The sequence below is a fragment of the Iodobacter fluviatilis genome (assembly GCF_004194535.1).
Lineage (GTDB): Bacteria > Pseudomonadota > Gammaproteobacteria > Burkholderiales > Chitinibacteraceae > Iodobacter > Iodobacter fluviatilis_A.
This window is the reverse complement of sequence record NZ_CP025781.1, coordinates 1,910,407-1,931,486: the sequence shown is the minus strand read 5'-3', so window position 1 is coordinate 1,931,486 and position 21,080 is coordinate 1,910,407. Positions and strand designations below refer to the sequence as shown.

Sequence of the window (21,080 nt, the reverse complement as noted above, 5' to 3'; positions counted from 1 at the left end):
TGGCATATTAAAAGCCTGGAAACTTCAAAGCAGAACTAATAGGTTTGCCTTTACGTGCACGCTTGCCTTGATAAGGGGCCATTTCATTGACGTTAAGTACCCACTCCACGACTTTTCCTGCGCGGCCAGTGCCATTGATAGTCAGTTTTTCACCATCGCAAATGGTAATAGCAGCAAGGCTGTCTTTATCATCTAGGGCCATCGTAATCACACCACGCCCTCCTCCTGCCAGCTGCTTAAATTCGGCGAGGGTAAATATATGCAATTTACCGCCTTTAGATAGGCAAGCCACTTGCGATGTTTCACGTGGAACAAAGGTGGAAACCTTCAACAGCGTCTCGCCTTCTTCGATGCTTAAGAAGCTTTTACCAGCTTTTTGGCGGCTCATTAAGTTTTCAAATAGGCAGTAGAAGCCATAGCCGCTAGAGTTGGCGATAACTAAATGATCCTGTGGTCTGGCGGTGAGTAGCTGCACGATCTGTGTTTTGGCGGCCAGATCTACGAGCGTTGTTACGGGTACACCATCGCCTCTGCCGCCTGGAATCACCGATGCCTGAATGGTATAGACGCGGCCGTCTGAGCCAAACATGGCAATTGAATCGATTGAGCGGCACTCAATAAAGGCCAGTAGTGTATCGCCGTCTTTAAAGCTTAAGTTCTGTAGTTCAAGTGCATGTCCTTGGCGGGCGCGCATCCAGCCTTTTTCTGACAAGATAATAGTCATGGGCTCGTCTACTACGGTGACTTCCAATGAGGCGCGTTCGGCTTCCACAATCAAGGTGCGGCGTGGGTCGGCAAATTTCTTTTTGTCGGCTTCAATCTCTTTAATAATGAGTTTTTGCATGACGTCAGGCGAGGCTAAAAGATGCTCTAACTCTGCTTTTTCTTTTGCCAAATCTGCCAGTTCTTGCTCAAGCTTAATGCCTTCTAAGCGGGCAAGCTGACGTAAACGAATCTCTAAAATATCTTCGGCTTGTCGATCGCTTAAATTAAAGGCTTCGATCAAGGCCGCTTTAGGCTCGTCGCTATGACGAATAATGCGGATTACTTCGTCGATATTCAGAAAGACAATTAAGCGCCCTTCCAAAATATGCATGCGATCATTAACTTGGCCTAAGCGATGCTCGGTGCGGCGGGTAACGGTGGTAAAGCGAAAAGCAATCCACTCGGAAATCACCTGCTGCAACGATTTTTGCCCTGGGCGGCCATCAAGGCCAATCGTCACCATATTGATGGATAAGCCACTCTCTAGCGCGGTGTGCGCCAATAGTAGCTTCATCATATCGTCTGGATTTTGCCTTGATGATTTTGGCTCAATCACCAAGCGAACGGCGTTTTCCTTGCCGGATTCATCCCTTACTCGATCAATCAGCGAGAGAATCAGTTGCTTGGTTTGAATCTGCTCTTGGGTAAGGGCTTTCTTACCTTTCTTGATTTTGGGATTACTTAAATCTTCAATTTCTTCCAATACTTTTTGTGTGGAAGTGCCGTGCGGCAATTCATTAATGACGATTTGCCACTGGCCGCGAGCTAGGTCTTCTTTAGTCCAACGGGCGCGAACTTTTAAGCTGCCTCGGCCATTTTCATAGGCCGTTACAATATCCTTGCGTGGCGAGATAATCTGCCCACCACCTGGCAAATCTGGCCCCTGGATATAGCTGAGCAAATCACTGGTCGTCAGCGTAGGCTTTTTAATCAGTGCAATGGCCGCATCGGCAACTTCGCCTAGATTGTGTGCTGGGATTTCTGTTGCCATTCCTACCGCAATCCCAGATGCACCATTCAGCAGCAGTATGGGTAAGCGTGCAGGCAATAGCGCTGGCTCTTGGAAAGCGCCATCATAATTTGGGATGAAATCGGTGGTGCCTTTATCAAGCTCACTCAGTAGTAACTCAGCAATCGGGGTTAAACGCGCTTCGGTATAACGCATAGCCGCTGCGCCATCTCCATCGCGGCTACCAAAGTTACCCTGGCCGTCAATGAGTGGATAGCGCAGTGAAAAATCTTGGGCAATACGCACCAGAGCGTCATAGGCCGATTGATCGCCGTGTGGATGGTATTTACCCATCACATCACCCACGATACGCGCTGATTTAATTGGCTTAGCATTGGCAACCAAGCCAAGGCCATGCATGGTGAAGAGAATGCGGCGTTGTACTGGTTTTTGCCCGTCTTCTACCTGTGGCAAAGCGCGGCTTTTAATCACGCTCATTGCATATTCTAGGTAGCTTTTCTCGGCGTAAAGCCCTAGCTGTACGGATTCGCCATCATCTGGAGTCGCAGAGATCTGCGCTTCAACAAAGCGGCGCGGTTCATGATCTGCAATGAGCTCATCTGTATCATTAGGCTCTATATCGTTAGCTTCTATATCGTGGCTTGTCATAGTTTCACGTGGAACATTCGAGGATGGGATTGTTTCAATACATGCTGTCACAATAGGTCGGGTGAAGCCCGCCAAGGCAAGATAGTATGCCTAGTTAGGCGCTGGAATCTACCCACTTTTTATGTATTGTGTCCTCATTAAGATAACTCTATGCAAAAAATAGCTTATTTAGTTTTGATTTTACTTTGGTCTACCACCCCTTTGGCGATTAATTGGAGTGTACAAGGTGTGCCTTTTTCTTTGGCTTTAGCTGGACGTTTTGGCCTAGCCGCCGCGCTTGGCTTATTGGTTTTATTACTTAGCCGTAAAAAAATACCTAGAAGCAGCTGGCCAGCTGCTGCCTGTGCTGGAGCAAGCACCGCCTTGTCGATGCTTTGTGTTTATTGGGCGTCGCTTACCGTATCGTCGGGCTTAGTGGCGGTGTTGTTTGGATTAATTCCGCTCGCTACGGCAGGTTTTTCATGGCTTTGGCTAGGTTTAAGTCTAAACCGTGGCGAATTATTGGCGATGGCCATGGGGATGACAGGCTTATTTATTATCTTTGTAGAAAAGCTCAGTTTAAGTGGCGTAGCGGGAGTGCTGGCTGTGCTGATAGCCGTTTTGATTCAAGCCGCTGCTGCGGTAAAGTTAAAAACACTGGCTGTCGGCCAATCACCGCTGGCGGTCAATGCCGGTGCACTGGCGATTGCTGCTGTGCTGTTGAGTATTGTTTGCACCATGCAGACGAGTAGCCTTGCATGGAATTTCCCTAGTCAGAGTATGCTGGCTATTGCTTATTTAGCAGTATTTGGTTCGGTGCTGGGTTTTAGCCTGTATTACTGGCTGATCCGTGAATGTAAACCGATTACAGTATCGTTGATCTCCATTATCACCCCTGCTTCGGCCTTATGGATGGGACATAGCCTAAATGCTGAGGTGATATCAGGTGCATTAATTGGGGGAACAGCCTGTATTTTGCTGGGGCTGATGGTTCATTTGCTGGCGCAACCTCGTCGTGAGGCCTCCCCTTACCATAAAGTTCATTTTGGTAAATAAGAAAGCAGCCTTTGCGTAGCGCCACGGTGTGTAGCGGCAAAAACTAAGCCTGCTTCTCCCATCGCCCTACTCACTTTAGGATGAGCTAATAAATATTGTGCTTGGGCGATGATGCTGATGGCGTCTTGCCCTTGCCATGCGGCGTGATTGGCGAGGGCGGCTTGGGCGGCTTCAGTAAAATTATAGGTTGAAGGGCCAAGTAATACGGGGGTGGCGATGGCGCAGGCTTCGATTAGATTCTGACTCCCAAATGGCAAAATAGAGCCACCGATAATGGCTAGATCGCTGGCTGCATAGTAGCGGGTCATTTCCCCCATAGAATCCCCAAGCAAGACTTGCACGCGGCTAGGGATAGATTTTTCGTCCCATTGGCTGCGCTTTAGTAAGGCTAAGCCTCGATCAGTGAGTAGTTGCTCAACGCTAGCAAAACGCTGTGGATGGCGCGGTACAATGATCAGCAACAAGTCTGCAGGCCAGTCTGTTAGTGCATCAAGGATTAATGCTTCTTCGCCATCGCGGCTGGATGCCAGTAGCAAAACCTTGCTCCGCCCAATTGCCACTCGCCAGTTTTTACCCTGCAAAATTGCGTTTTCATTGGGTAGATTATCAAATTTTATATTGCCAACGATGGCGGTATGAACGCTGCCAAGCTGCTGCAAACGTGCTGCATCCTGCTGGCTTTGGGCCAATACGCCAGCCAGCCGTGCTACGGCGGGTTGAACGAGATATTTAATTTTTTGATAACCCTTGAGCGATTTCTCAGATAAACGCGCATTGGCTAAAAACAGCGGGATATCGTGTTCGGCACAACAATGGATTAGATTGGGCCAGATCTCGGTTTCCATCAGCAGGCCAAATTGCGGCTGATAATGTTTTAAAAAGTGCCCTACCGCACTTGGATAATCGTAAGGCAGATAGGCAATCTCGGCTTGTTCAGCAAATAATTCTTGAGCGGTGGCGCGGCCAGTGGGCGTCATGCAAGTGATTAATAATCGATGCTTGGGATATTGAGCTTTTAGCTCAGCAAAGAGTGGTGCTGCTGCACGGGTTTCGCCTACGGATACGGCGTGCAGCCAAATTAAGGGAGCTTGATTTGGGCTGCTGCGATAAAACCCCAGCCGCTCTAGCCAATGCTGGCGATAGTCGGGCTGGCGTTTTGAGCGCTTAAGTAGATATAAAAAAATAAAGGGAAAAGCGCAGTAAAGCAGCGCTCGATATAGCCAGCGGCTCATGCCAAGCCATCCTTGGTTGCTTGCCAAACGCTGTTTAAATCTGGCGGAGCGCCGTTGCTGCCTAGGTTTACAGCGTAAGTGCTGGCCAAAACACCAGTAAGTAGCGGATCAGACGCACAAAAAATCGCCACCACGGGCACTGCTACAGCCGCTGCTAAGTGAGCTAGGCCAGTATCAACGCCCACTACAATCTGGCTACCTGCTAGCAAATATGCGGCCTCAGCTAGATTTAAACGCGGTGGGCAAAGCGCATATGGGACAGCCGCTGCCAAGCGCTGGCTGCGTTCTTGTTCAAGCATGCTACCCCAAGGGAAAATTGCGATGATATTTAGCTCTAGTAGGCGCTTAGCCAAATCAATCCAGTGTGCTTCTGGCCATTCCTTATCTCTGCGGCTGGTGGCAGAAAGTAGAACGGCGTAGCGAGATTTAGCAAGCCAAGGCAGATCTAGCTGCGGTACTTTCAGGCCGTAATCAATTTTGTTATCGATAGTGTAGTTAAATATGTGGGCGCTTAATTGGCGATTTCTTTGGATGGCGTGTTGATCACGCGCGACTGAATATTGTTTGTGGTAAACCAAGCTGGCAAGACCTTCACGAGCGGATTGCCTATCGTATCCACTAATGGGGCCTATTGCTTGTTTGGCAATAAAGGCGCTTTTAATTAAGCCTTGCGAATCTAAAATTAAATCATATTTGCATGATCGTATATGAGCACGAAAGTTTAAAAATTCTGCTTTAGATTTGAGTGGAGCCTTACGCCAACGTCTCAGTGCCGTTGGAATAATTGATCGCACCGCCGGATGCAGGCTTGGTAGGTCAGCAAAGCTCTCTTCTACCACCCAATCGATAGCAATATCGGGCCTATGCCTTGCTAAATCGCTAAGAGCAGGGAAATTATGAATGATGTCCCCCATCGAGGAGAGACGAACAATTAGGGTTTGAAACATGCGCGCATTCTACCCGTACTGGCTTGATAACGACTACACTGCAAGCGAAGTATAATTTACAGGATTAGTAAATAATGATTGATGAGCTATTGGCTGTTTTACCTTGGATACTTACGCTTATTATGATTTCTTTATGGGCTTGGAGCGAGCGTTTGCGTCGTGTTCAGAATTTAAAACTTACTATGTTAATGGGAAAAGACTCGCTTACAGGGCTATCCAATCGCCGGGATTTTTTAGAGTTGGCCGGCAGAGAAGTGAATCGAAGCCAGCGATTTTCTAATCCTCTAACTGCTTTAATTGTTGATGTTGATGACTTGCGTAATCTGAATAGCACTTATGGAACGATTGGTGGTGATTTAGCTTTAAAACATTTAGCTAATGCTTGCCGGCAAAGCGTGCGTGATTTTGATTTGATTGCGCGCTTCTCAGGAGAAGAAGTCGCATTAATTTTACCCGATACGTCACTAGATGGGGCAATTGTGGTGGCTGAGCGCATTCGTAAAAAATCTGTAGAACAAAGAATATCCATGCCAGACGGCCTAGAATTCACCATGACTGTGTGTATTGGCGTGGCGCAAACCAAAAATGAAATGGATAGTTTAGAAGACCTATTATTAGCGGCGGATATTGCATTGCAGCGCGCTATGGAAAATGGCCCCAATAAGGTTATGTACTAGATCACGATTGAAATGTACGTCCCCACTATCTACTTGCGCGATGATAGCTCATCGTCTACGGTGCTTCTTTTTGCTTGGCCATTGTATGTCTACTCCTAATCAAGCACTCGCTCTTGCCGCGCTGAATCATCAATCTAATTTAACTAAACCTCAGGGTAGCTTGGGTAAGCTTGAAGAGCTGGCCGTGTGGTTTGCTGCGCGCTCTAATTCGGCGATACCTGGGCGTTTACAGCCAGCCATCGTGGTGTTTGCTGCTGATCATGGCGTGGTTGCTGAAGGCGTTTCGGCGTTCCCAAAGGAAGTGACTGGGCAGATGGTGGCCAATTTTGTTGGCGGCGGAGCAGCAATTAATGTGTTGGCGCGTGAAGTGGGTGCCAGTTTATCGGTGGTTGATGTGGGTGTAGCCAGCAGCTACTCCACGGTGGTGACCAGTGGTGCACAGTTGTTTAGAGTACCGGTGCGTGCGGGTACGGGTAATTTGCGGGTTGAGCCTGCAATGAGTGAACCAGAATGCCATAAGGCTTGGTCGATTGGTGTTGGCAGTGCGCAAGAAGGGTTTATTCGTGGCAAAACGCTATTGATTGGTGGTGAAATGGGTATTGCTAATACCACGGCCGCTGCAGCCTTGATTTGTGCGCTCACTGGTATCGAGCCAGAAGAAATTGTTGGCCTTGGCACAGGGATTTCGGCGACCAGCCGTGAGCATAAAGTACAAGTGGTTAAAGATGCGTTGGTGCGGGCGCGTGCTGCGGGCGCAGTCAGCGCTAAAGATTGGCTGATGCACGTAGGCGGCTTAGAAATCGCCGCTTTGGCAGGTTTTTACACTGGTGCTGCTGAAGCGGGTATTCCTATTTTGCTGGATGGTTTTATCACCACCGCTGCGGCACTTGTGGCGGTAAAAAACCAACCACGGGTAGCAGATTGGCTGCTTGCAAGCCATGTATCGGATGAAAAAGGCCATCGTCATGCCTTAGCAGCTTTACAGCTAGAGCCATTATTAGCTCTGGGTTTGCGCTTAGGTGAAGGAAGTGGTGCTGCATTAACGATTCCGCTGATTCAAAGCGCATTGGCTTTGCACCGTGAAATGGCGACCTTTAGCTCTGCCGGTATTGCTACTAAAGAATGAGTAGTTTTCGTTTAACACTGCTACGCCACGGGGCAACAACGGCGCCTGCTGGCATGTTAATTGGCCATAGTGATTGGCCGCTCTCTGCCTTGGGCGTGCAGCAGCTTGCCAGCCGCGCCGAGCACTTTGCACGTTTCCCCCCCAGCAGCGTGGCCAGCTCGGATCTATGCCGCTGTGCAGATTCTGCACAGCAGCTAGCAGCTAGTGCTGGCGTAGATTGCCATATCGATAGCCATTTGCGCGAGATTCACTTTGGTGAGCTGGATGGCTTGGCTGAAAGGAGCCCCGCGCAGCAGATTGCGTTGGCGCTATGGCAGCAAGATTTGTCCGCCAATTCACTTGGCATAGAAGCTTGGACGGATTTCTCGGCAAGGGTCGCTACCGCCACTCAAGCATGGCTAAAAGCTGGTCAAGGCGAGCATCGGGTATTGATAACCCATGGTGGCGTGGCTAAAGCATTGCTCTTGGATTGGCTGGGCCTGCCTCTTACACGGCATAATCAGCTGTGGCTGGCTCATGCGGGCTTAATTACCCTCTACTGGGACGATGACTACCCGCCTATTTTGCAAGGCATAGATAATGATGTTCGATTGGCGTAAGCCTGTACTGGCGCTGCAATTTTTAACCCGTTTGCCTACGCCGCAGATTCGTGATTTTCAACCTAGCCTGCTTGCTGCAGCCGCGCCGTGGTTTCCGGTGGTGGGTTTATTGATTGGGGCGTTTTTATCTGCCCTTGTGTACTGGTCCAGCTGGATAGACCCTTGGCTGGCGGCTTTAGTTGGTTTTTTGCTTTGGACATGGATTACCGGCGGCCTGCATCTGGATGGCCTTGCCGATATGTCCGATGGTTTGGGAGCAGCCCATCGAGATCCCACACGGTTTTTAGCCGTACTTAAAGATCCACATCTAGGCAGTTTTGGAGTGCTTGCCTTGATTGCCCAATCTGCTGCCAAGCTGGTGTTGTTGATGCTTTTAGCCAAGCAAGGAGCATGGCTATCCTTGCTATTGATTCCTGCCTGGGCGCGTTTAGGCGTGCTGTATTGGAGCTGTTTACCTGCACTAGCCCCTGGCATGGCTGAGCAATTTGCTTGGCAAAAAAGCAGCTGGTCTTTATATATTATTTTGGCGTTGCTCTTAGCAGCATCCTATTTTCTGGCCTCGCCTTTATTAGCGGCCCCGCTGTTAATTTGGGCTTATGCAAAGTGGCTGATGCATAAATTAGGCGGCATGACAGGTGATTGCTTGGGGGCGGGGATAGAAATAACAGAAACAGGGCTGTTATGCTGTGCCGTATTGCTGAAGCCATTTCTTCTTTTTTGATGTTATGCGGCTCCCTTAAGCCGCGCTGAGCAAGGAACAAGCGGTACGGGGTAATCGGCTATTCGTGTTTGAGAAAAACGAGTTGAATCGAAGTCATGCCGAAGGCCTTAAAAACTAAAAATGCACAGCTACGTTGTGCTTTATCAGGTGAAGGTATGAAAATTATTCGTAGTATTGAAGTCTGGGAAAAGGGTATGGATGGCGGTTTTATTGGCCATTTACCACTGGCAGAGACCATCAGCTTGCCATTTCTCTTTAATCTGTTTCGGCATGAACAAGATAAGCCAGATGAAGAGATGAAGCTCTCCTATATGTTAGACGCTGCGCGTATCGCCCTTTTGCAGCCCTATGTGGCGGAGCTTATGGATTTGGCGCTGCATGATTATATTTTGACGGCCCATGGCCAGCCTGATTACTAGTTTTTTAATGCCTCCTACAAGCTAGCCATTAAAGGAATTTATGCTGCGCTTACTTTGCATTTTAATGCTCGCCCTACCCGTACATGCCCAAACGCTGCGGATTGCTGCTGCATCTGATTTGGCTTCTTGCATTGAAGACTTAAATGCAGGATTTAAGCAGAGTCAACCTAATACTGAGTTCAAAGTCAGCTTAGGTTCGTCTGGCAACTTCTACACCCAAATCGCCGCAGGTGGGCCGTTTGATGTGTTTTTATCTGCCGATCAATCCTATCCAAAACAGCTGGCTGCTAGTGGTGCTGCAGAGTTATCAACCCTAAAACCTTATGCGATTGGCCGCTTAGCGCTATGGACGATGCAGCCTAATGTGGTGCTTGATTTGACCCGCTTGGGTGATGTAGGGATTAAGCGTATTGCCATTGCTAATCCAGATCACGCTCCCTATGGTCAAGCCGCCCGTGCCGCTATGCAGCAGGCAGGGGTATGGGATACTGTCAGCCCCAAATTAGTATTGGGTAATAATATTGTTCAAGCGGTGCAGTTTGTACAAACTGGCAATGCCGATGTGGGTTTAGTGGCGTATTCATTGCTGAAGTCGCCCGCTTTAAGCGGTGTTGGCCGATCCTTGCTATTGCCGGCCCAAAGCCATTCACCGTTGATTCAGGCCGCGATTGTGACGCGTTACGGCAAGAGCAATCCACTGGCGGCCAGCTACGTGGATTTTCTACAAAGTAATGCTGCCCGCAGCACGCTACAACGCTGTGGTTTTGATCTGCCGGAGCGCCATTGAGCCCTGAGCTTTTTGCCACGCTGTGGTTAACGCTAAAGTTGGCGGGCGTTACCACGCTGTGTCTCTTGCCAATTAGTATTATTTTGGCGCGCTGTCTGTGTGAATGCCGCAGCAACTGGGTGCTGTTGCTAGAAATAATCGTCACTCTTCCCATTGTTTTACCACCTACTGTGATTGGTTTTTATCTGCTGCAGATTTTTGCCCCGCAAGCTTTGGCTGGGTCTTGGTGGGTAGCCATATTTGGCCAGCCGCTGGCGTTTAGCTTTAGTGGGCTGGTGGTGGGATCTATCCTCTACAGCCTGCCCTTTGCTGTGCAACCTATTCAAACCGCTATACGCGGTGTTTCACCCGAGCTAATCGAATCTGGCCGTGCCTTAGGCGGTTCGGCAAGCAAGGTGTTTTGGGGTGTGGTGTTACCCGCTGCTAGGCATGGCATTTATAGTGGCGCAGCGCTTTCTTTTGCCCATACCGTGGGCGAGTTTGGCGTGGTGCTGATGCTGGGCGGTAATATCGCGGACGAAACGCGTGTTGCATCGATTGCATTATTTGATGCTACGCAGCGGCTTGATTACGCCAGCGCGCATCAATATGCCATCGCACTATTGCTGATTGCTGCGGTAATGGTATTGGTAATTGCAGGGCTGAGGCGTTATGCAGATTCGGTGGGCAAGTCTTAGTTTATTATTTTTTGATTATCATCAATTACCCTATATCTAGTTGAGCATTGATAGTTTAAACACCATATATTGTGGTCTGTGAAAATATTCTACCCTGATCTAGGTGGGGAAAAATGACCATATACCCGCAATATGTGCTGAAACGCGATGGCCGCATCGTGCCTTTTGATGTTGATAAAATTCGTCTTGCCCTGCTGAATGCCAGCCGCGTAACAGGTGAATTTGATGAGGCAGAAGCAATCCGCTTAAGCTCGCTGATTAGCAGCCGTTTGCAGGGTGATCTCACCCCCACTATCGAGCTGATTCAGGATCAGGCTGAAGAAGCGCTGTTGCAATATCATTATCTAAAAACCGCCCGTGCCTTTATTGCTTATCGTAGCCAGCATGCACGTTTGCGCTCCGATGTGCGCACCGTGGTGGATGTTGAATCGTCAATTAATGAATATCTGGATCAATCTGATTGGCGGGTGAATGCCAATGCCAATCAGGGCTGGAGCCTAGGCGGGCTGATTTTAAATACCAGCGGCAAGATGATTGCCAATTATTGGCTAAGCCATGTTTATCCGCCAGAAATTGGCGAGGCGCATCGCTCTGGTGCCATGCATATTCATGATTTAGATATGCTATCTGGCTATTGTGCGGGCTGGTCTTTACGCCGCCTTTTGCAAGAAGGATTTAATGGCGTGCCGGGCAAGGTAGAAGCCAAACCGCCTAAGCATTTCTCGGCCGCCATTGGCCAGATTGTTAACTTTTTAGGTACTTTGCAAAATGAATGGGCGGGCGCTCAGGCATTTAGCTCATTTGATACCTATATGGCGGCGTTTATTCGTGCGGATAATCTGCAATACAAGCAGGTAAAGCAATATATCCAAGAGCTGATTTACAACCTGAATGTGCCCAGCCGCTGGGGCACACAAACGCCGTTTACTAATCTGACTTTCGATTGGATCTGCCCAGAAGATTTACGTGAACAAATCCCCTATGTGGGTGGCAAGGAAATGCCATTTAGCTACGGCGATTTGCAAACTGAAATGGATATGATTAACCGCGCCTATATCGAAGTGATGATGGAAGGCGATGCGCTAGGGCGTGTGTTTACTTTCCCTATTCCCACCTACAACATCACCAAAGATTTTGCTTGGGATCACCCCAATACCGATCTTTTGTTTGAAATGACCGCTAAGTATGGCCTGCCCTATTTCCAGAATTTTTTAAATTCGGATTTAGAGCCGCATATGGTGCGCTCGATGTGCTGCCGCTTGCAGCTTGATCTGCGTGAGCTATTAAAACGCGGTAATGGCTTATTTGGCTCGGCTGAGCAAACCGGCTCGCTGGGCGTGGTCACTATCAACTGCGCGCGTATTGGTTATGAATTCAAAGGCAATGAAGCGGGCCTTATGGCGCGTGTTGATCAGCTGATGGATTTGGCCAAGCAATCTTTAGAAATTAAACGCAAATTGATTGGCCGCTTAATTGATGGCGGTCTTTACCCCTATACCAAGCGCTATCTGGGTACGCTGCGTAATCACTTCAGCACGCTGGGGGTAAATGGCATTAACGAGATGATTCGCAATTTTAGCGATGATCAAGACGATATCAGCTCGGAAGCAGGTTACGCCTTAGCAATCCGTTTGCTGGATCATATTCGCGCCAAAATGACCGAAATTCAGGAAGAAACCGGCCATCTTTACAATTTGGAAGCTACGCCAGCCGAAGGCACGACTTATCGCTTTGCCAAAGAAGATAAAAAGTTTTATCCCGATATTTTGCAAGCAGGCACGGTTGAGCAGCCCTTCTATACCAACTCCAGCCAGCTGCCGGTAGGCTTTACCGATGACCCATTTGAAGCCTTGGGCCGTCAGCAGGAATTGCAGCGTAAATACACCGGCGGCACGGTTTTGCATCTGTATATGAACGAGGCCATTTCCAGCCCCGCAGCGTGTAAAGCACTGGTGAAAAAAGCGCTGACCAACTACCGCCTGCCCTACATCACCATCACGCCTACTTTCTCTATTTGCCCGAAACACGGCTACCTGAGCGGCCACCACGAGTTTTGCCCAAAGTGCGATGGCGAGTTGCTGGTGAAGAAGAGCTGTGTGCTGGGATGAAAATTCAAAAAGGTCTGTAGACACGGAGCGCACAGAGTTAAAAAGCAGCACACAGAGAGACACTTAAGAAGTTTTGTAGGTTTTCTCTGTGGGCTCTGTGTTCTCACTGTTCTCTGTGTCTACAGATCTTTTTCGACCTTAAACTACATTTAACAGGAAAAAATCATGAGTGATTTATCGGTTCAAACCCAGCTATCTCCTGAGCTTAAAGATGAAGAACGCACTCGCTGCGAAGTCTGGACGCGGGTGATGGGTTATCACCGGCCTATTAGTAGTTTTAATATCGGGAAGAAAGGCGAATTTAAAGAAAGGCAATTTTTTAACGAATGTAATACCGTTCAATAATGATGCCCGCGCCCAAGATTGGCGGCTTGGTGCCGTTCTCTAGCTGTGATTATCCCGGCGAGCTGGCTTGTGTGGTGTTTTTGGCTGGCTGCCCTTGGCGCTGTGGCTATTGTCATAATCCGCATTTACAAGCGCGTGAGCATCACGATGCAGCACCACAGTGGGATGAAATCCTGATCTGGCTAAAAACGCGGCGTGGCCTCTTGGATGCGGTGGTTTTTTCGGGCGGTGAGCCACTGACCGAGCCTCAGTTACCCGAGATGATGCGTGCTGTAAAAGCACTCGGCTTTAAAATTGGCCTGCATAGTGGCGGCGCTTATCCCAAGCGTTTGCAGGAATGCTTGCCCTATTTGGATTGGGTGGGTTTTGATATTAAAAGCGATTTTCTGCACTACGAAAAGATCACTACCATCGTAGGCAGTGGTGCTGTCGCTAGCGCTTCTTTAAAGCTGCTATTGGCGAGCAAAGTGGCGCTGGAATGTCGCAGCACCATCCATCCCAGCTTGCATAGCGAGGATGAGCTGATCGCCCTTGCTAGAACCTTAAGCGCTGCAGGGGTGCAGCGCTATGTATTGCAATCCTTCAGGCCAGCTGGTTGTATCGAGCCTGCACTGGTTAATTCTGCGCAGCTTCATTTTCCTCAGCGTGCCACTTTAGCGGCAATTGAGCAGCAGTTTGCGTCATTTGAGTTTGTACCAACACTTGTTGTCTAAAGGCGCGGTAAGCTTGTTTTAGGCTTGAGAAAATCAGAAAGTTGGCGTGTAATTCATCTAGCTTGTGGTGTCTGGTGGCAATAAATTCGGTCTGTGATTTGCGCCCTGATAGCGCCAGTGCGATGCCGCGCTCTTTTAAATCTCTTTGCAAAATAATGATGGCTTCTATTCCAGCTAGATCAATCTGGTTAATCGGCACGGTATCTAGCACCACCCACGAGACATGGCTGCCTGCACCGTCGGCTAGCGACAATACGCGTTGGCGGAAGTAATTGGCGTTAAAGAAATTAAGCGAGGCATCAAAGCGATAAACCAGCATGCCATCAATCGGCGCAGCGCCGGGGTGGTGGGATAAATCGTGAAAGCTGTTTTTGCCAGGATAAACACCCAGCAGGCTTTCATGCGGCCGGGCCAGCTTAATAAGTAACCGCAGCGTCGCCATTAACACTGCAAACAGCATGCCCTGCATCACGCCTACACAGGCCACGCCAATAATGGTAAGGATGGCAATACCGTATTCGCCACGGCTGGCTTGGCGAAAATAAATAAAATTAGCAAAACTCATTAGCCCAAACGAGGCGGTAATCAGTACGGCGGCCAGCGCGGCAATCGGCACATATTGCAGCGGGGCGGTAAACAGCGCGATGGCAATGGCGATAGACGCCGCAGCGACTAGGCTCACCATTTGCGTTTTACCACCGGCATGATCATTGACTGCCGTTCTGGAATCCGCGCCACTAATCACAAAGCCCTGTGAAAAAGCAGCCGCAATATTCGCCATACCCAATGCGGTAAATTCTCTATCGGCATCGATTTCATAACGATTTTTAGCGGCAAAGCTGCGTGCCGTTAGAATGGCGCTGCTAAAGCTGATTAGCGCCAGCCCTGCGCCTGCGCCGAGTAATTCACCCAGATGGGCTCTGGGGATGGTGGGCCAGTGCAAAGTGGGTAAGCCAGCTGGCAATAGGCCAATCACTGGGATACCTGCAGATTGTAGATTCAGGCTAAAAATAACCAGTGCCGCCACTGCCATCGCAATAAGGGAGGTGGGGAGCTTAGGTAATAAGCGCTTAATAATTTGGATAAAAACCAGTGTGCCAAGGCCAATGATGGCCGTTGCTGGGTGTAGCTCTGGTAGGCGATTTGGCAGCTCAAGAATGCGGCCAATAAAGTCGTGCTTTTGAAAAGTAAAACCGAGTAATTTACCCAGTTGCCCCAGCGCAATGCTGATCGCTACGCCATTTAAAAAGCCTGCTAGAATCGGCGGGGATAAAAAATCGGCCAGAAAGCCTAGTTTAAAGCGGCTAGCCAGCAGGCAAAACAGGCCGGTAATCAGTGCCAAGGCTACTGATAGTGAGATATATAGCTCAGGCAATCCAGCCGCCATCGGCAGTAAAGTTGAAGCCACCATTGCACAGGTCGCCGCATCTGGTCCTACAATCAATTGCCGTGAAGAGCCAAATAGGGCGTAAGCCACCATGGGTAAAATACTGGCGTAAAGACCTGCAATAGGGCTCATTCCGGCTAGCTGGGCATAGGCTACGCCTACTGGCAGGGCGACGGACGCCACAGACAATCCCGCCAGTAAATCCTGACGCCAGCAATCACGCGGGTAGTTAAGAAATAATGCCAGCCCAGGGATGGTGCGTAGAAAGAATTTGTTCAATGCCGAGTCCTGTTGCGTAGCTAACGTTTTTTGTAGGGTGGGCAAAACGTTTTATCTTGCGCACGCGGTTGATGCACGAGCGTTGGGTATTGATGATTCGCTTATCCTTAGCAAATCACCCCCGCCTGATCCCTGCAAAACTGAATAAACCGGCGTAAGGCTGCTGAATGATATTTTTGTTTGTGCCACGCAAGGTACAGCTGGCGTGGGAAGCGCTGCTGGATGGGCAGGCAGACTAATCGCCCGCTGCTTAGGCGGTCTTTTACGGCCAGCTTGGAGATAAAAGTGATTCCTAGCCCCTGCTCTACCGCTAGCATCACCGCCTCCAGTGTATTGAGCTCTAATCCAATGCGGCTGTTACTGAGCTGTGGCTGGATCAGTTGCTCAAATTGTTCCCGATTACCAGACATAGGTTCTCGCAGTACCCATGTTTCGCCATTTAAGGTGGTGATTGCCAGCTCTGCCTTGGTCGCCAATGGATGAGATGTTGCCGCTACAATGCACATTTCATCTTGTAGCCAAGGATCGGCGATTAAATCGGGGTGGTGATTTTTGCCTTCGATCAAGGCGAGGTCTAGCTCAAAATGGGCGAGCGCATGGCTAAGGATATGGGTATTGGCAATAGAGATACGCGGGGTGGTGGCTTGCTCGGAACGTGCTAGCAAAATAGGGAGTAGGTAATTGCCTATGGTTTGGGTGGCTCCAAGGCGTAGCTGCCCAACAGGCTCGCTATCACTGGCAAACATCGTTTCAATATCTAGCACCCGAGCGAGTAACTCTTCGACCACGGGTTGTAATAACTTACCCTCTGCATTCAATTGCAGGCGTGGGTGAACCCGATCAAACAGCGGCGTTGCCAGCTGGCGCTCTAACTCTTGTAAAGATTGCGAAACCGCGCCCTTACTTAGACATAGCTCATTGGCGGCCATGCCAAGATTGCCATAACGAGCTATAGCCGCGAAGGTTTTTAGCTGCTGCAGAGTAAGCTTCATATTGTTTTGCTAAACACCTAATTCAAATCATTTAGATATGATAAACAATGGCCGAGCGTTATTCTATTTATATTGTCAGAAGCAAGAAGGCCGTTATGTTTACTCGAACTCGTCAATTACTCGCCGCAGCCCCTACACCAATGGCAGGACTGGCCTTAGGGATTGCTAGCTTAGGGTGGTGTTGGGAAAACGGCGGTGAATTTCATGGTTATGCTCAATTACTTGGAGCTGCCATTGCTGCAGTGTTATTACTGATCTTAGCTTTCAAATTTGCACTGCACCCTCGTTTATTACAGCAAGATTTAGCTCACCCTGTAGTTGGCAGCGTGGTGCCTACCTTTGCAATGGCGACAATGGTGGTTTCCAAGGCGCTGGGCAGCTTTGATGTGAACTTTGCAGAGGGACTTTGGTTATTTGCCGTGGTCTTGCATATGGCGTTTCTGGTGATGTTTATCTGGCACCGCGCCAAAGACTTTGAAATCCATCATATGGTGCCAAGTTGGTTTGTACCGCCAGTGGGCATTATTGTGGCCGATGTGGCTTTCCCCGGTGGGCAGTTTGCAGCGCTTGCTCATGGTTTATTGTGGTTCGGTATTTTCTGCTACGCCGTAATGTTGCCGCTGATGTTGTATCGGCTGATTTTTAGCCATGAAGTTCCAGACGCAGCCAAGCCCACTATTGCTATTTTAGCCGCTCCTGCCAGCCTTTCGCTTGCTGGTTATCTAACGATTACCGCCGAGCCATCATTATTGATTGTGGCTGTGTTATTTGGGATTTCGCTCTTGATGACGGGAATTATCTATCTGGCCTTTTTTAAGCTGCTGGGCCTGCCTTTTTCACCAGGCTATGCCGCATTTACTTTTCCACTGGTGATTGGTTCTACTGCCTTATTTAAGCTTAGCCATTTACTTGGGCAGTGGGAGTTTGCTGCTGAATACGTGGCGCAGGTACAGTGGCTAGCGCAGCTAGAGTTGGGCGTTGCCACGGTGATCGTTGGGTATGTAGCGGTGCGCTATGTGATGTTTTTTATGCAAAAAGGCAATGAAAGCAAAGCGCTGAGACTGGCTTAGAGCGCCAATCTACTGAAGGCTGGCAAGCTATTGCCCTATAAGCTGTTTAGCTAGACGTAAAAAAGGCTGCATATCACTATGCAGCCTTTTTTTGCTTAATTTATTCTGCGGTTTTATCGCTGCCTACTTCTTCAGTAACAGCCGTTACTTCGGTCACGATTGGATCAGCAGTCACTTCAGCTGCTAGGGTAGCAGTCTGTGGTTTTTTGCGATCTTCGATATTTTGTACGAATTTGGCTGCAGCTGTTTTTTCTTCAACAGTCACATCGCCAACTGGCTTGCCATTCAGATCAAAGCGCTTGCCGCCACGAGCTACCGACTTAAGGTAGCGCACTTTGCGACAGTGAGCGGCAATGGCGCGATGCACATGATTGGCACCAAACTGTGGCAGTGCTTTTTCTAGCTCTTTGTGAACACCGATCATTAAAGGTTTAAATTGCTTCATCACCGGATAACGCTGATAAAGTAATTCAATAATCATAATTTGCTGCTGACGGGCAGATTTCTCGCCAATCGCAGATTGAAATGCTTGGGCTAAAGCTGAATTTTGATCGGTCATCATTGGAAAACTAGGGTTGGTATGAACGGGTAGCTTACCTTAACTCTGCGTTTGCATATACCGTACTATCGCAAAGTGTCGTTTATCAGTCCTTAGTAAAATGGCTGCATATTTTTTATTCTCTAGCAAAAAACGGCTAAAAATGATTGTTTCCGCTTAGTAAACTCATTATTTTGGCTATTTTTTGCCTTTTAAGGCCATTTTTCTCGGTTTTGAGCGCTAAGGGTGAAGAGTGCAATATTTGATGGAATGCATCGTTATTTGGCGATTACAGCGCCAGATTGTGGATTAAAACCAAAGAGCAGGCCGTGGCTGAGGCGATACTTATCCGCTGTTTTGGCTCTCTTGCACTAGCCCAGTGCCAATCTACATCAAGATTACTATCTGTAATTATGCTGCTACCGCGTATTACGTGCTCACGTAAACCCGCTTTAAACGCCGCTTCACGTAAAGTCCAAAGCAGATAAAAGCGCTCTTGAGCTTCTGCCTCTTCGGCGTTTACCCAGCTGGCTTCATCTTGATGCAGTGCAAATGTGGCCAATTTGGCGATATTGGCTTTAGGTCGGCAGCTTTCAATATCTAGCCCTACTCGTTCAGTATTGACCGTCACCCCCAAGCTATCCCCACTATGCGAAATACTGGCGTGCAAATGAGCAGCCTTGCTTAAATAGGGGAAAAACTCGCCTTCTTCAATATCTGCCGCTGCGTAATCAACCCCTAAGGCTCGTGTCGCTGCTTGAGCGAGCAGCATGCGGCCAAGAATAAACTGCTGAACGCGGGCGGGTGATTTCATTGTTACTAGCTTGGCTTTGCTACTGGCTGAGAGCGAATCGCTGCTAAGCGAAGGATTAAGTGAGATTTGGGTAAGAATAACTTTGACGTGAAGCATGTGTAAACCAAGGGTAAAGGATGGGGAATGATATACCTTGGTGCGAGTTTGAACTTCTCAAACAATTCAAGGCCGTCATCCTCGAGTGTTTTTATCGGGGATCCAGCAGAGCCTCTGGATTCCCGACACAAACATTCGGGAATGACGAGATAACACTACCCCGCCTTCCCATCCGCTCTTGGCTTTAAATACACCGGCATAAAGCGGCTGCCCCATAGTAGGAAGGCCAGCAATGCGCCCAAGGCTGCGGCGCAGAGCAGGGTGTTTTGCCAAGGCAACACTTCGGCCAGCACACGAGCAATGGCGACGCCATGCAGCAGGCAATAGAGTGTCCAAGCAAGGCGGCTGAGGATCAGTGGCAGGCCAGCGTGGCCCAGACTCACCCTTGTGGCAAAGCCCAGTAGCATCGTGCCAAAAAAGCCGATGCTGATGGCGTGCAGCGGTGCAAATCCCAGAATGGCCGAACCAGCTAGTAGGGCCGCATCTTGTACGGTGTAAAGCAGCATCGCGACCGCCGCCCAGGCAAAGGCAAGATGCAGCATGGCTAAGAGGCGGTTTTGGAGCGAGGCAAATAGACGCCAGCGGTAGCTGGTATAAAGTAGCAGCCCAGCAAATACGGCATCAACAGGCAGGCTGTTGAAATGCGCCAGCTTTAAGGCCCCATGGCCCCAAGACAAGGCAATCATGGCGTTTAACAGCCATAGCGGCCGCCATGCGCTGTAGTTTGGGATGGCGTTGGCAGAGAAAAACGGCAGCATTCTGTGGCTGACGGTTAAATACACCGGCAGCAAAAATCCCCATAAGCCGATTTCTATCATGCTCAGCCAGCCCGTCGTTGCGCCAAACACGGCCCAATACAGCGCCAGAGCTTGTCCTATCCACCCCATAGCAAAGGCCAGTGCAATACGAATGGCGTGGCCGCGATCTGGGGCGCTGCTGGCTAGCACACGGTTTAACCAGACGAGGCAGGCGGCCCCCCAACTAATCCAGTGCAAGGCAATGCCGAGCCTAAGCAGTGGCTGCCAAAATAGCGCGGCAATCAAGAGGGCGCTACCTATGGCATAGGTGATAAAAATCGGCACATAGAGCTTGGCTGGGGGGCTGGCCACTCCCAGCCATTTAGGCCCCGCCGTGTAGATAAAGCCCAGCATAAACAGCGGGAAAAATCCGTACAGCATCAGATAGCCATGCAAAAACATCGGTGCAATACTGCTGGGCATGGTGTTGCCGCTAGCCCTAAGCAGCATTTCGCTGGCCCACCAAGCAAGGCTTGCGATCAGCAATAAAGTGCCGCAAAAAAAGCCAACACGGTGAGGGGCGCTGAGAAAGGTTTTCATAAGGCTTTCTCACTGCTTTGGATGCGTCGGTTTGCCATGTTCTGCCCTATTGCCGCCAGTGTGGGGGCATCGAGTAGCAATTCGGCACTGGGATAAATACGGTTTTCTTCCAGATCCGCATGGGCGGGGTAGCGCTTGGAAAATTCACTGGCTAAAGCCAGAGGTAAGCTGCCACCTTGTCCTGCAGCCAGTGGGATTAGATAGCCGCGTACTTCTTGCCAGAGCAGGCCAAGTGTTTCGTGTTCGGCGCTGGTTGATGCAATGATGGCTTGCAGCTCAGCATCGCCGTATTGGCTAAGTAGCGGGAATAAATCGAGATCTTCATCGTCATGGTGCAGCGGGGCTGCCACGTTGAAATAGCGCAAGATGCCGGTAGCAGCATCTTGTGCCTTGGCATCTACACCCTCTTTAATCAGGTGCTGAGCCAGTTTGAGCGTTAAATCAGCGTACTGGCGCACCCTGTCGTGACAGGCTATCAGCATGGCGATAGGCGTTTCAAAAGTGACCGTTTCGGTAGAAAACAATGACATCTTTCCTCTCCTAATAATTCCCGACTAATTTAGTCGGATTTTACGCAGAAAGACAGTTGCATATTTGACTTAGGGCAATTTTTACCTTTTTTGAGGGCTGGGTGGGCACGGCTTTATCGTACCCACGCGGCCGCATGAACACGTGTGAATAAAAACGTACCCTCCTACATTTTGAATAAAAAATGGGCCGAATCAATCGGCCCATGGTTTTTTACGAGGGGTCTAGCAGCCTGTCGGACTTAGCATCAGTCAGCTGCAAAATCACCTG

The 21,080-nt window shown here is 49.3% G+C and carries 21 protein-coding genes; 12 read left to right on the top strand and 9 right to left on the bottom strand.

The window, feature by feature from the left end; all coding sequences use genetic code 11:
- Nucleotides 1-7: 7 nt before the first annotated feature.
- Entirely contained in the window at nucleotides 8-2,383 is a 2,376-nt protein-coding gene (gene parC, locus C1H71_RS08665) for a DNA topoisomerase IV subunit A (RefSeq protein ID WP_130106198.1), read from the bottom strand.
- A gap of 150 nt (nucleotides 2,384-2,533) precedes the next feature.
- Between parC and C1H71_RS08660 the strand changes: the two genes are divergently transcribed.
- Entirely contained in the window at nucleotides 2,534-3,418 is an 885-nt protein-coding gene (locus C1H71_RS08660) for a DMT family transporter (protein WP_130106197.1), read from the top strand.
- On the opposite strand, the gene waaA is transcribed toward C1H71_RS08660, so the two are convergent.
- Together waaA and waaC are read right to left on the bottom strand one after the other, a co-directional pair.
- Nucleotides 3,403-4,650 (bottom strand): lipid IV(A) 3-deoxy-D-manno-octulosonic acid transferase, encoded by a 1,248-nt coding sequence (waaA, locus tag C1H71_RS08655; protein WP_130106196.1) that lies wholly within the window; start codon nucleotides 4,648-4,650, stop codon nucleotides 3,403-3,405. The two genes, C1H71_RS08660 and waaA, sit on opposite strands and share 16 nt — an antisense overlap.
- Nucleotides 4,647-5,597: a lipopolysaccharide heptosyltransferase I gene (gene waaC / locus C1H71_RS08650; protein ID WP_130106195.1), complete on the bottom strand. Its 951-nt coding sequence runs from the start codon at nucleotides 5,595-5,597 to the stop codon at nucleotides 4,647-4,649. Before waaC ends, waaA begins: the two co-directional genes overlap by 4 nt.
- A gap of 74 nt (nucleotides 5,598-5,671) precedes the next feature.
- On the opposite strand from waaC, the gene C1H71_RS08645 reads away from it, so the two are divergent.
- The 10 genes from C1H71_RS08645 (at nucleotide 5,672) to C1H71_RS08600 (ending at nucleotide 13,769) form a co-directional block, all read left to right on the top strand.
- Nucleotides 5,672-6,274, top strand: a complete 603-nt coding sequence (locus C1H71_RS08645; protein WP_130106194.1) for a GGDEF domain-containing protein — start codon at nucleotides 5,672-5,674, stop codon at nucleotides 6,272-6,274.
- 85 nt (nucleotides 6,275-6,359) lie between these two features.
- Nucleotides 6,360-7,400, top strand: a complete 1,041-nt coding sequence (gene cobT / locus C1H71_RS08640; protein WP_130106193.1) for a nicotinate-nucleotide--dimethylbenzimidazole phosphoribosyltransferase — start codon at nucleotides 6,360-6,362, stop codon at nucleotides 7,398-7,400.
- Nucleotides 7,397-7,999 carry a histidine phosphatase family protein gene (locus C1H71_RS08635; protein ID WP_130106192.1) on the top strand — a complete coding sequence of 201 codons (603 nt, stop codon included), beginning with the start codon at nucleotides 7,397-7,399 and terminating at the stop codon, nucleotides 7,997-7,999. Before cobT ends, C1H71_RS08635 begins: the two co-directional genes overlap by 4 nt.
- Complete coding sequence (gene cobS / locus C1H71_RS08630) at nucleotides 7,980-8,720, top strand: adenosylcobinamide-GDP ribazoletransferase (protein WP_130106191.1); 741 nt, start codon at nucleotides 7,980-7,982, stop codon at nucleotides 8,718-8,720. Before C1H71_RS08635 ends, cobS begins: the two co-directional genes overlap by 20 nt.
- Before the next feature lie 155 nt (nucleotides 8,721-8,875).
- Complete coding sequence (locus C1H71_RS08625; RefSeq protein ID WP_130106190.1) at nucleotides 8,876-9,139, top strand: hypothetical protein; 264 nt, start codon at nucleotides 8,876-8,878, stop codon at nucleotides 9,137-9,139.
- A gap of 40 nt (nucleotides 9,140-9,179) precedes the next feature.
- Nucleotides 9,180-9,926 carry a molybdate ABC transporter substrate-binding protein gene (gene modA, locus C1H71_RS08620; RefSeq protein WP_130106189.1) on the top strand — a complete coding sequence of 249 codons (747 nt, stop codon included), beginning with the start codon at nucleotides 9,180-9,182 and terminating at the stop codon, nucleotides 9,924-9,926.
- Nucleotides 9,923-10,603: a molybdate ABC transporter permease subunit gene (gene modB / locus C1H71_RS08615; RefSeq protein WP_130106188.1), complete on the top strand. Its 681-nt coding sequence runs from the start codon at nucleotides 9,923-9,925 to the stop codon at nucleotides 10,601-10,603. Before modA ends, modB begins: the two co-directional genes overlap by 4 nt.
- Before the next feature lie 113 nt (nucleotides 10,604-10,716).
- Entirely contained in the window at nucleotides 10,717-12,711 is a 1,995-nt protein-coding gene (locus C1H71_RS08610) for a ribonucleoside triphosphate reductase (protein WP_130106187.1), read from the top strand.
- Nucleotides 12,712-12,876: 165 nt separating this feature from the next.
- Nucleotides 12,877-13,056, top strand: a complete 180-nt coding sequence (gene nrdD / locus C1H71_RS08605; protein WP_130106186.1) for an anaerobic ribonucleoside-triphosphate reductase — start codon at nucleotides 12,877-12,879, stop codon at nucleotides 13,054-13,056.
- The gene (locus tag C1H71_RS08600) at nucleotides 13,056-13,769 is read left to right on the top strand and encodes an anaerobic ribonucleoside-triphosphate reductase activating protein (RefSeq protein WP_223146016.1); all 714 of its coding nucleotides are present in this window, start codon (nucleotides 13,056-13,058) and stop codon (nucleotides 13,767-13,769) included. Before nrdD ends, C1H71_RS08600 begins: the two co-directional genes overlap by 1 nt.
- Here C1H71_RS08600 and C1H71_RS08595 read toward each other — a convergent pair.
- Both C1H71_RS08595 and C1H71_RS08590 read right to left on the bottom strand, forming a co-directional pair.
- Nucleotides 13,672-15,435, bottom strand: coding sequence for a SulP family inorganic anion transporter (locus C1H71_RS08595; RefSeq protein WP_188053679.1), 1,764 nt, complete (start codon nucleotides 15,433-15,435; stop codon nucleotides 13,672-13,674). The two genes, C1H71_RS08600 and C1H71_RS08595, sit on opposite strands and share 98 nt — an antisense overlap.
- Before the next feature lie 107 nt (nucleotides 15,436-15,542).
- Nucleotides 15,543-16,427: a LysR substrate-binding domain-containing protein gene (locus C1H71_RS08590; protein ID WP_130106184.1), complete on the bottom strand. Its 885-nt coding sequence runs from the start codon at nucleotides 16,425-16,427 to the stop codon at nucleotides 15,543-15,545.
- A 95-nt stretch (nucleotides 16,428-16,522) separates the two neighbouring features.
- On the opposite strand from C1H71_RS08590, the gene C1H71_RS08585 reads away from it, so the two are divergent.
- Entirely contained in the window at nucleotides 16,523-17,497 is a 975-nt protein-coding gene (locus tag C1H71_RS08585) for a TDT family transporter (RefSeq protein WP_130106183.1), read from the top strand.
- A gap of 100 nt (nucleotides 17,498-17,597) precedes the next feature.
- Here C1H71_RS08585 and C1H71_RS08580 read toward each other — a convergent pair whose 3' ends face one another.
- The 4 genes from C1H71_RS08580 to C1H71_RS08565 form a co-directional block, all read right to left on the bottom strand.
- Entirely contained in the window at nucleotides 17,598-18,059 is a 462-nt protein-coding gene (locus C1H71_RS08580) for a ProQ/FINO family protein (protein ID WP_130106182.1), read from the bottom strand.
- Nucleotides 18,060-18,324: 265 nt separating this feature from the next.
- Nucleotides 18,325-18,945 carry a 4'-phosphopantetheinyl transferase family protein gene (locus C1H71_RS08575; protein ID WP_130106181.1) on the bottom strand — a complete coding sequence of 207 codons (621 nt, stop codon included), beginning with the start codon at nucleotides 18,943-18,945 and terminating at the stop codon, nucleotides 18,325-18,327.
- A 155-nt stretch (nucleotides 18,946-19,100) separates the two neighbouring features.
- A complete protein-coding gene (locus C1H71_RS08570; protein ID WP_130106180.1) occupies nucleotides 19,101-20,282 on the bottom strand; it encodes an NnrS family protein in 1,182 nt (393 codons plus the stop codon).
- The gene (locus tag C1H71_RS08565; RefSeq protein WP_130106179.1) at nucleotides 20,279-20,812 is read right to left on the bottom strand and encodes a hemerythrin domain-containing protein; all 534 of its coding nucleotides are present in this window, start codon (nucleotides 20,810-20,812) and stop codon (nucleotides 20,279-20,281) included. The genes C1H71_RS08570 and C1H71_RS08565 overlap by 4 nt, the downstream gene beginning before the upstream one ends.
- Nucleotides 20,813-21,080 lie beyond the last annotated feature (268 nt).

Bases quoted from the DNA above. Each gene is read 5' to 3' on its own strand.
- C1H71_RS08610 (WP_130106187.1), top strand. From the start codon at position 10,717: ATGACCATATACCCGCAATATGTGCTGAAACGCGATGGCCGCATCGTG.
- C1H71_RS08635 (WP_130106192.1), top strand. From the start codon at position 7,397: ATGAGTAGTTTTCGTTTAACACTGCTACGCCACGGGGCAACAACGGCG.
- C1H71_RS08590 (WP_130106184.1), bottom strand. From the start codon at position 16,427: ATGAAGCTTACTCTGCAGCAGCTAAAAACCTTCGCGGCTATAGCTCGT.
- C1H71_RS08600 (WP_223146016.1), top strand. From the start codon at position 13,056: ATGATGCCCGCGCCCAAGATTGGCGGCTTGGTGCCGTTCTCTAGCTGT.
- C1H71_RS08625 (WP_130106190.1), top strand. From the start codon at position 8,876: ATGAAAATTATTCGTAGTATTGAAGTCTGGGAAAAGGGTATGGATGGC.
- C1H71_RS08570 (WP_130106180.1), bottom strand. From the start codon at position 20,282: ATGAAAACCTTTCTCAGCGCCCCTCACCGTGTTGGCTTTTTTTGCGGC.
- C1H71_RS08645 (WP_130106194.1), top strand. From the start codon at position 5,672: ATGATTGATGAGCTATTGGCTGTTTTACCTTGGATACTTACGCTTATT.
- C1H71_RS08660 (WP_130106197.1), top strand. From the start codon at position 2,534: ATGCAAAAAATAGCTTATTTAGTTTTGATTTTACTTTGGTCTACCACC.
- waaC (WP_130106195.1), bottom strand. From the start codon at position 5,597: ATGTTTCAAACCCTAATTGTTCGTCTCTCCTCGATGGGGGACATCATT.
- parC (WP_130106198.1), bottom strand. From the start codon at position 2,383: ATGACAAGCCACGATATAGAAGCTAACGATATAGAGCCTAATGATACA.
- C1H71_RS08580 (WP_130106182.1), bottom strand. From the start codon at position 18,059: ATGATGACCGATCAAAATTCAGCTTTAGCCCAAGCATTTCAATCTGCG.
- cobT (WP_130106193.1), top strand. From the start codon at position 6,360: ATGTCTACTCCTAATCAAGCACTCGCTCTTGCCGCGCTGAATCATCAA.
- cobS (WP_130106191.1), top strand. From the start codon at position 7,980: ATGATGTTCGATTGGCGTAAGCCTGTACTGGCGCTGCAATTTTTAACC.
- modA (WP_130106189.1), top strand. From the start codon at position 9,180: ATGCTGCGCTTACTTTGCATTTTAATGCTCGCCCTACCCGTACATGCC.
- C1H71_RS08565 (WP_130106179.1), bottom strand. From the start codon at position 20,812: ATGTCATTGTTTTCTACCGAAACGGTCACTTTTGAAACGCCTATCGCC.
- nrdD (WP_130106186.1), top strand. From the start codon at position 12,877: ATGAGTGATTTATCGGTTCAAACCCAGCTATCTCCTGAGCTTAAAGAT.
- waaA (WP_130106196.1), bottom strand. From the start codon at position 4,650: ATGAGCCGCTGGCTATATCGAGCGCTGCTTTACTGCGCTTTTCCCTTT.
- C1H71_RS08575 (WP_130106181.1), bottom strand. From the start codon at position 18,945: ATGCTTCACGTCAAAGTTATTCTTACCCAAATCTCACTTAATCCTTCG.
- C1H71_RS08585 (WP_130106183.1), top strand. From the start codon at position 16,523: ATGTTTACTCGAACTCGTCAATTACTCGCCGCAGCCCCTACACCAATG.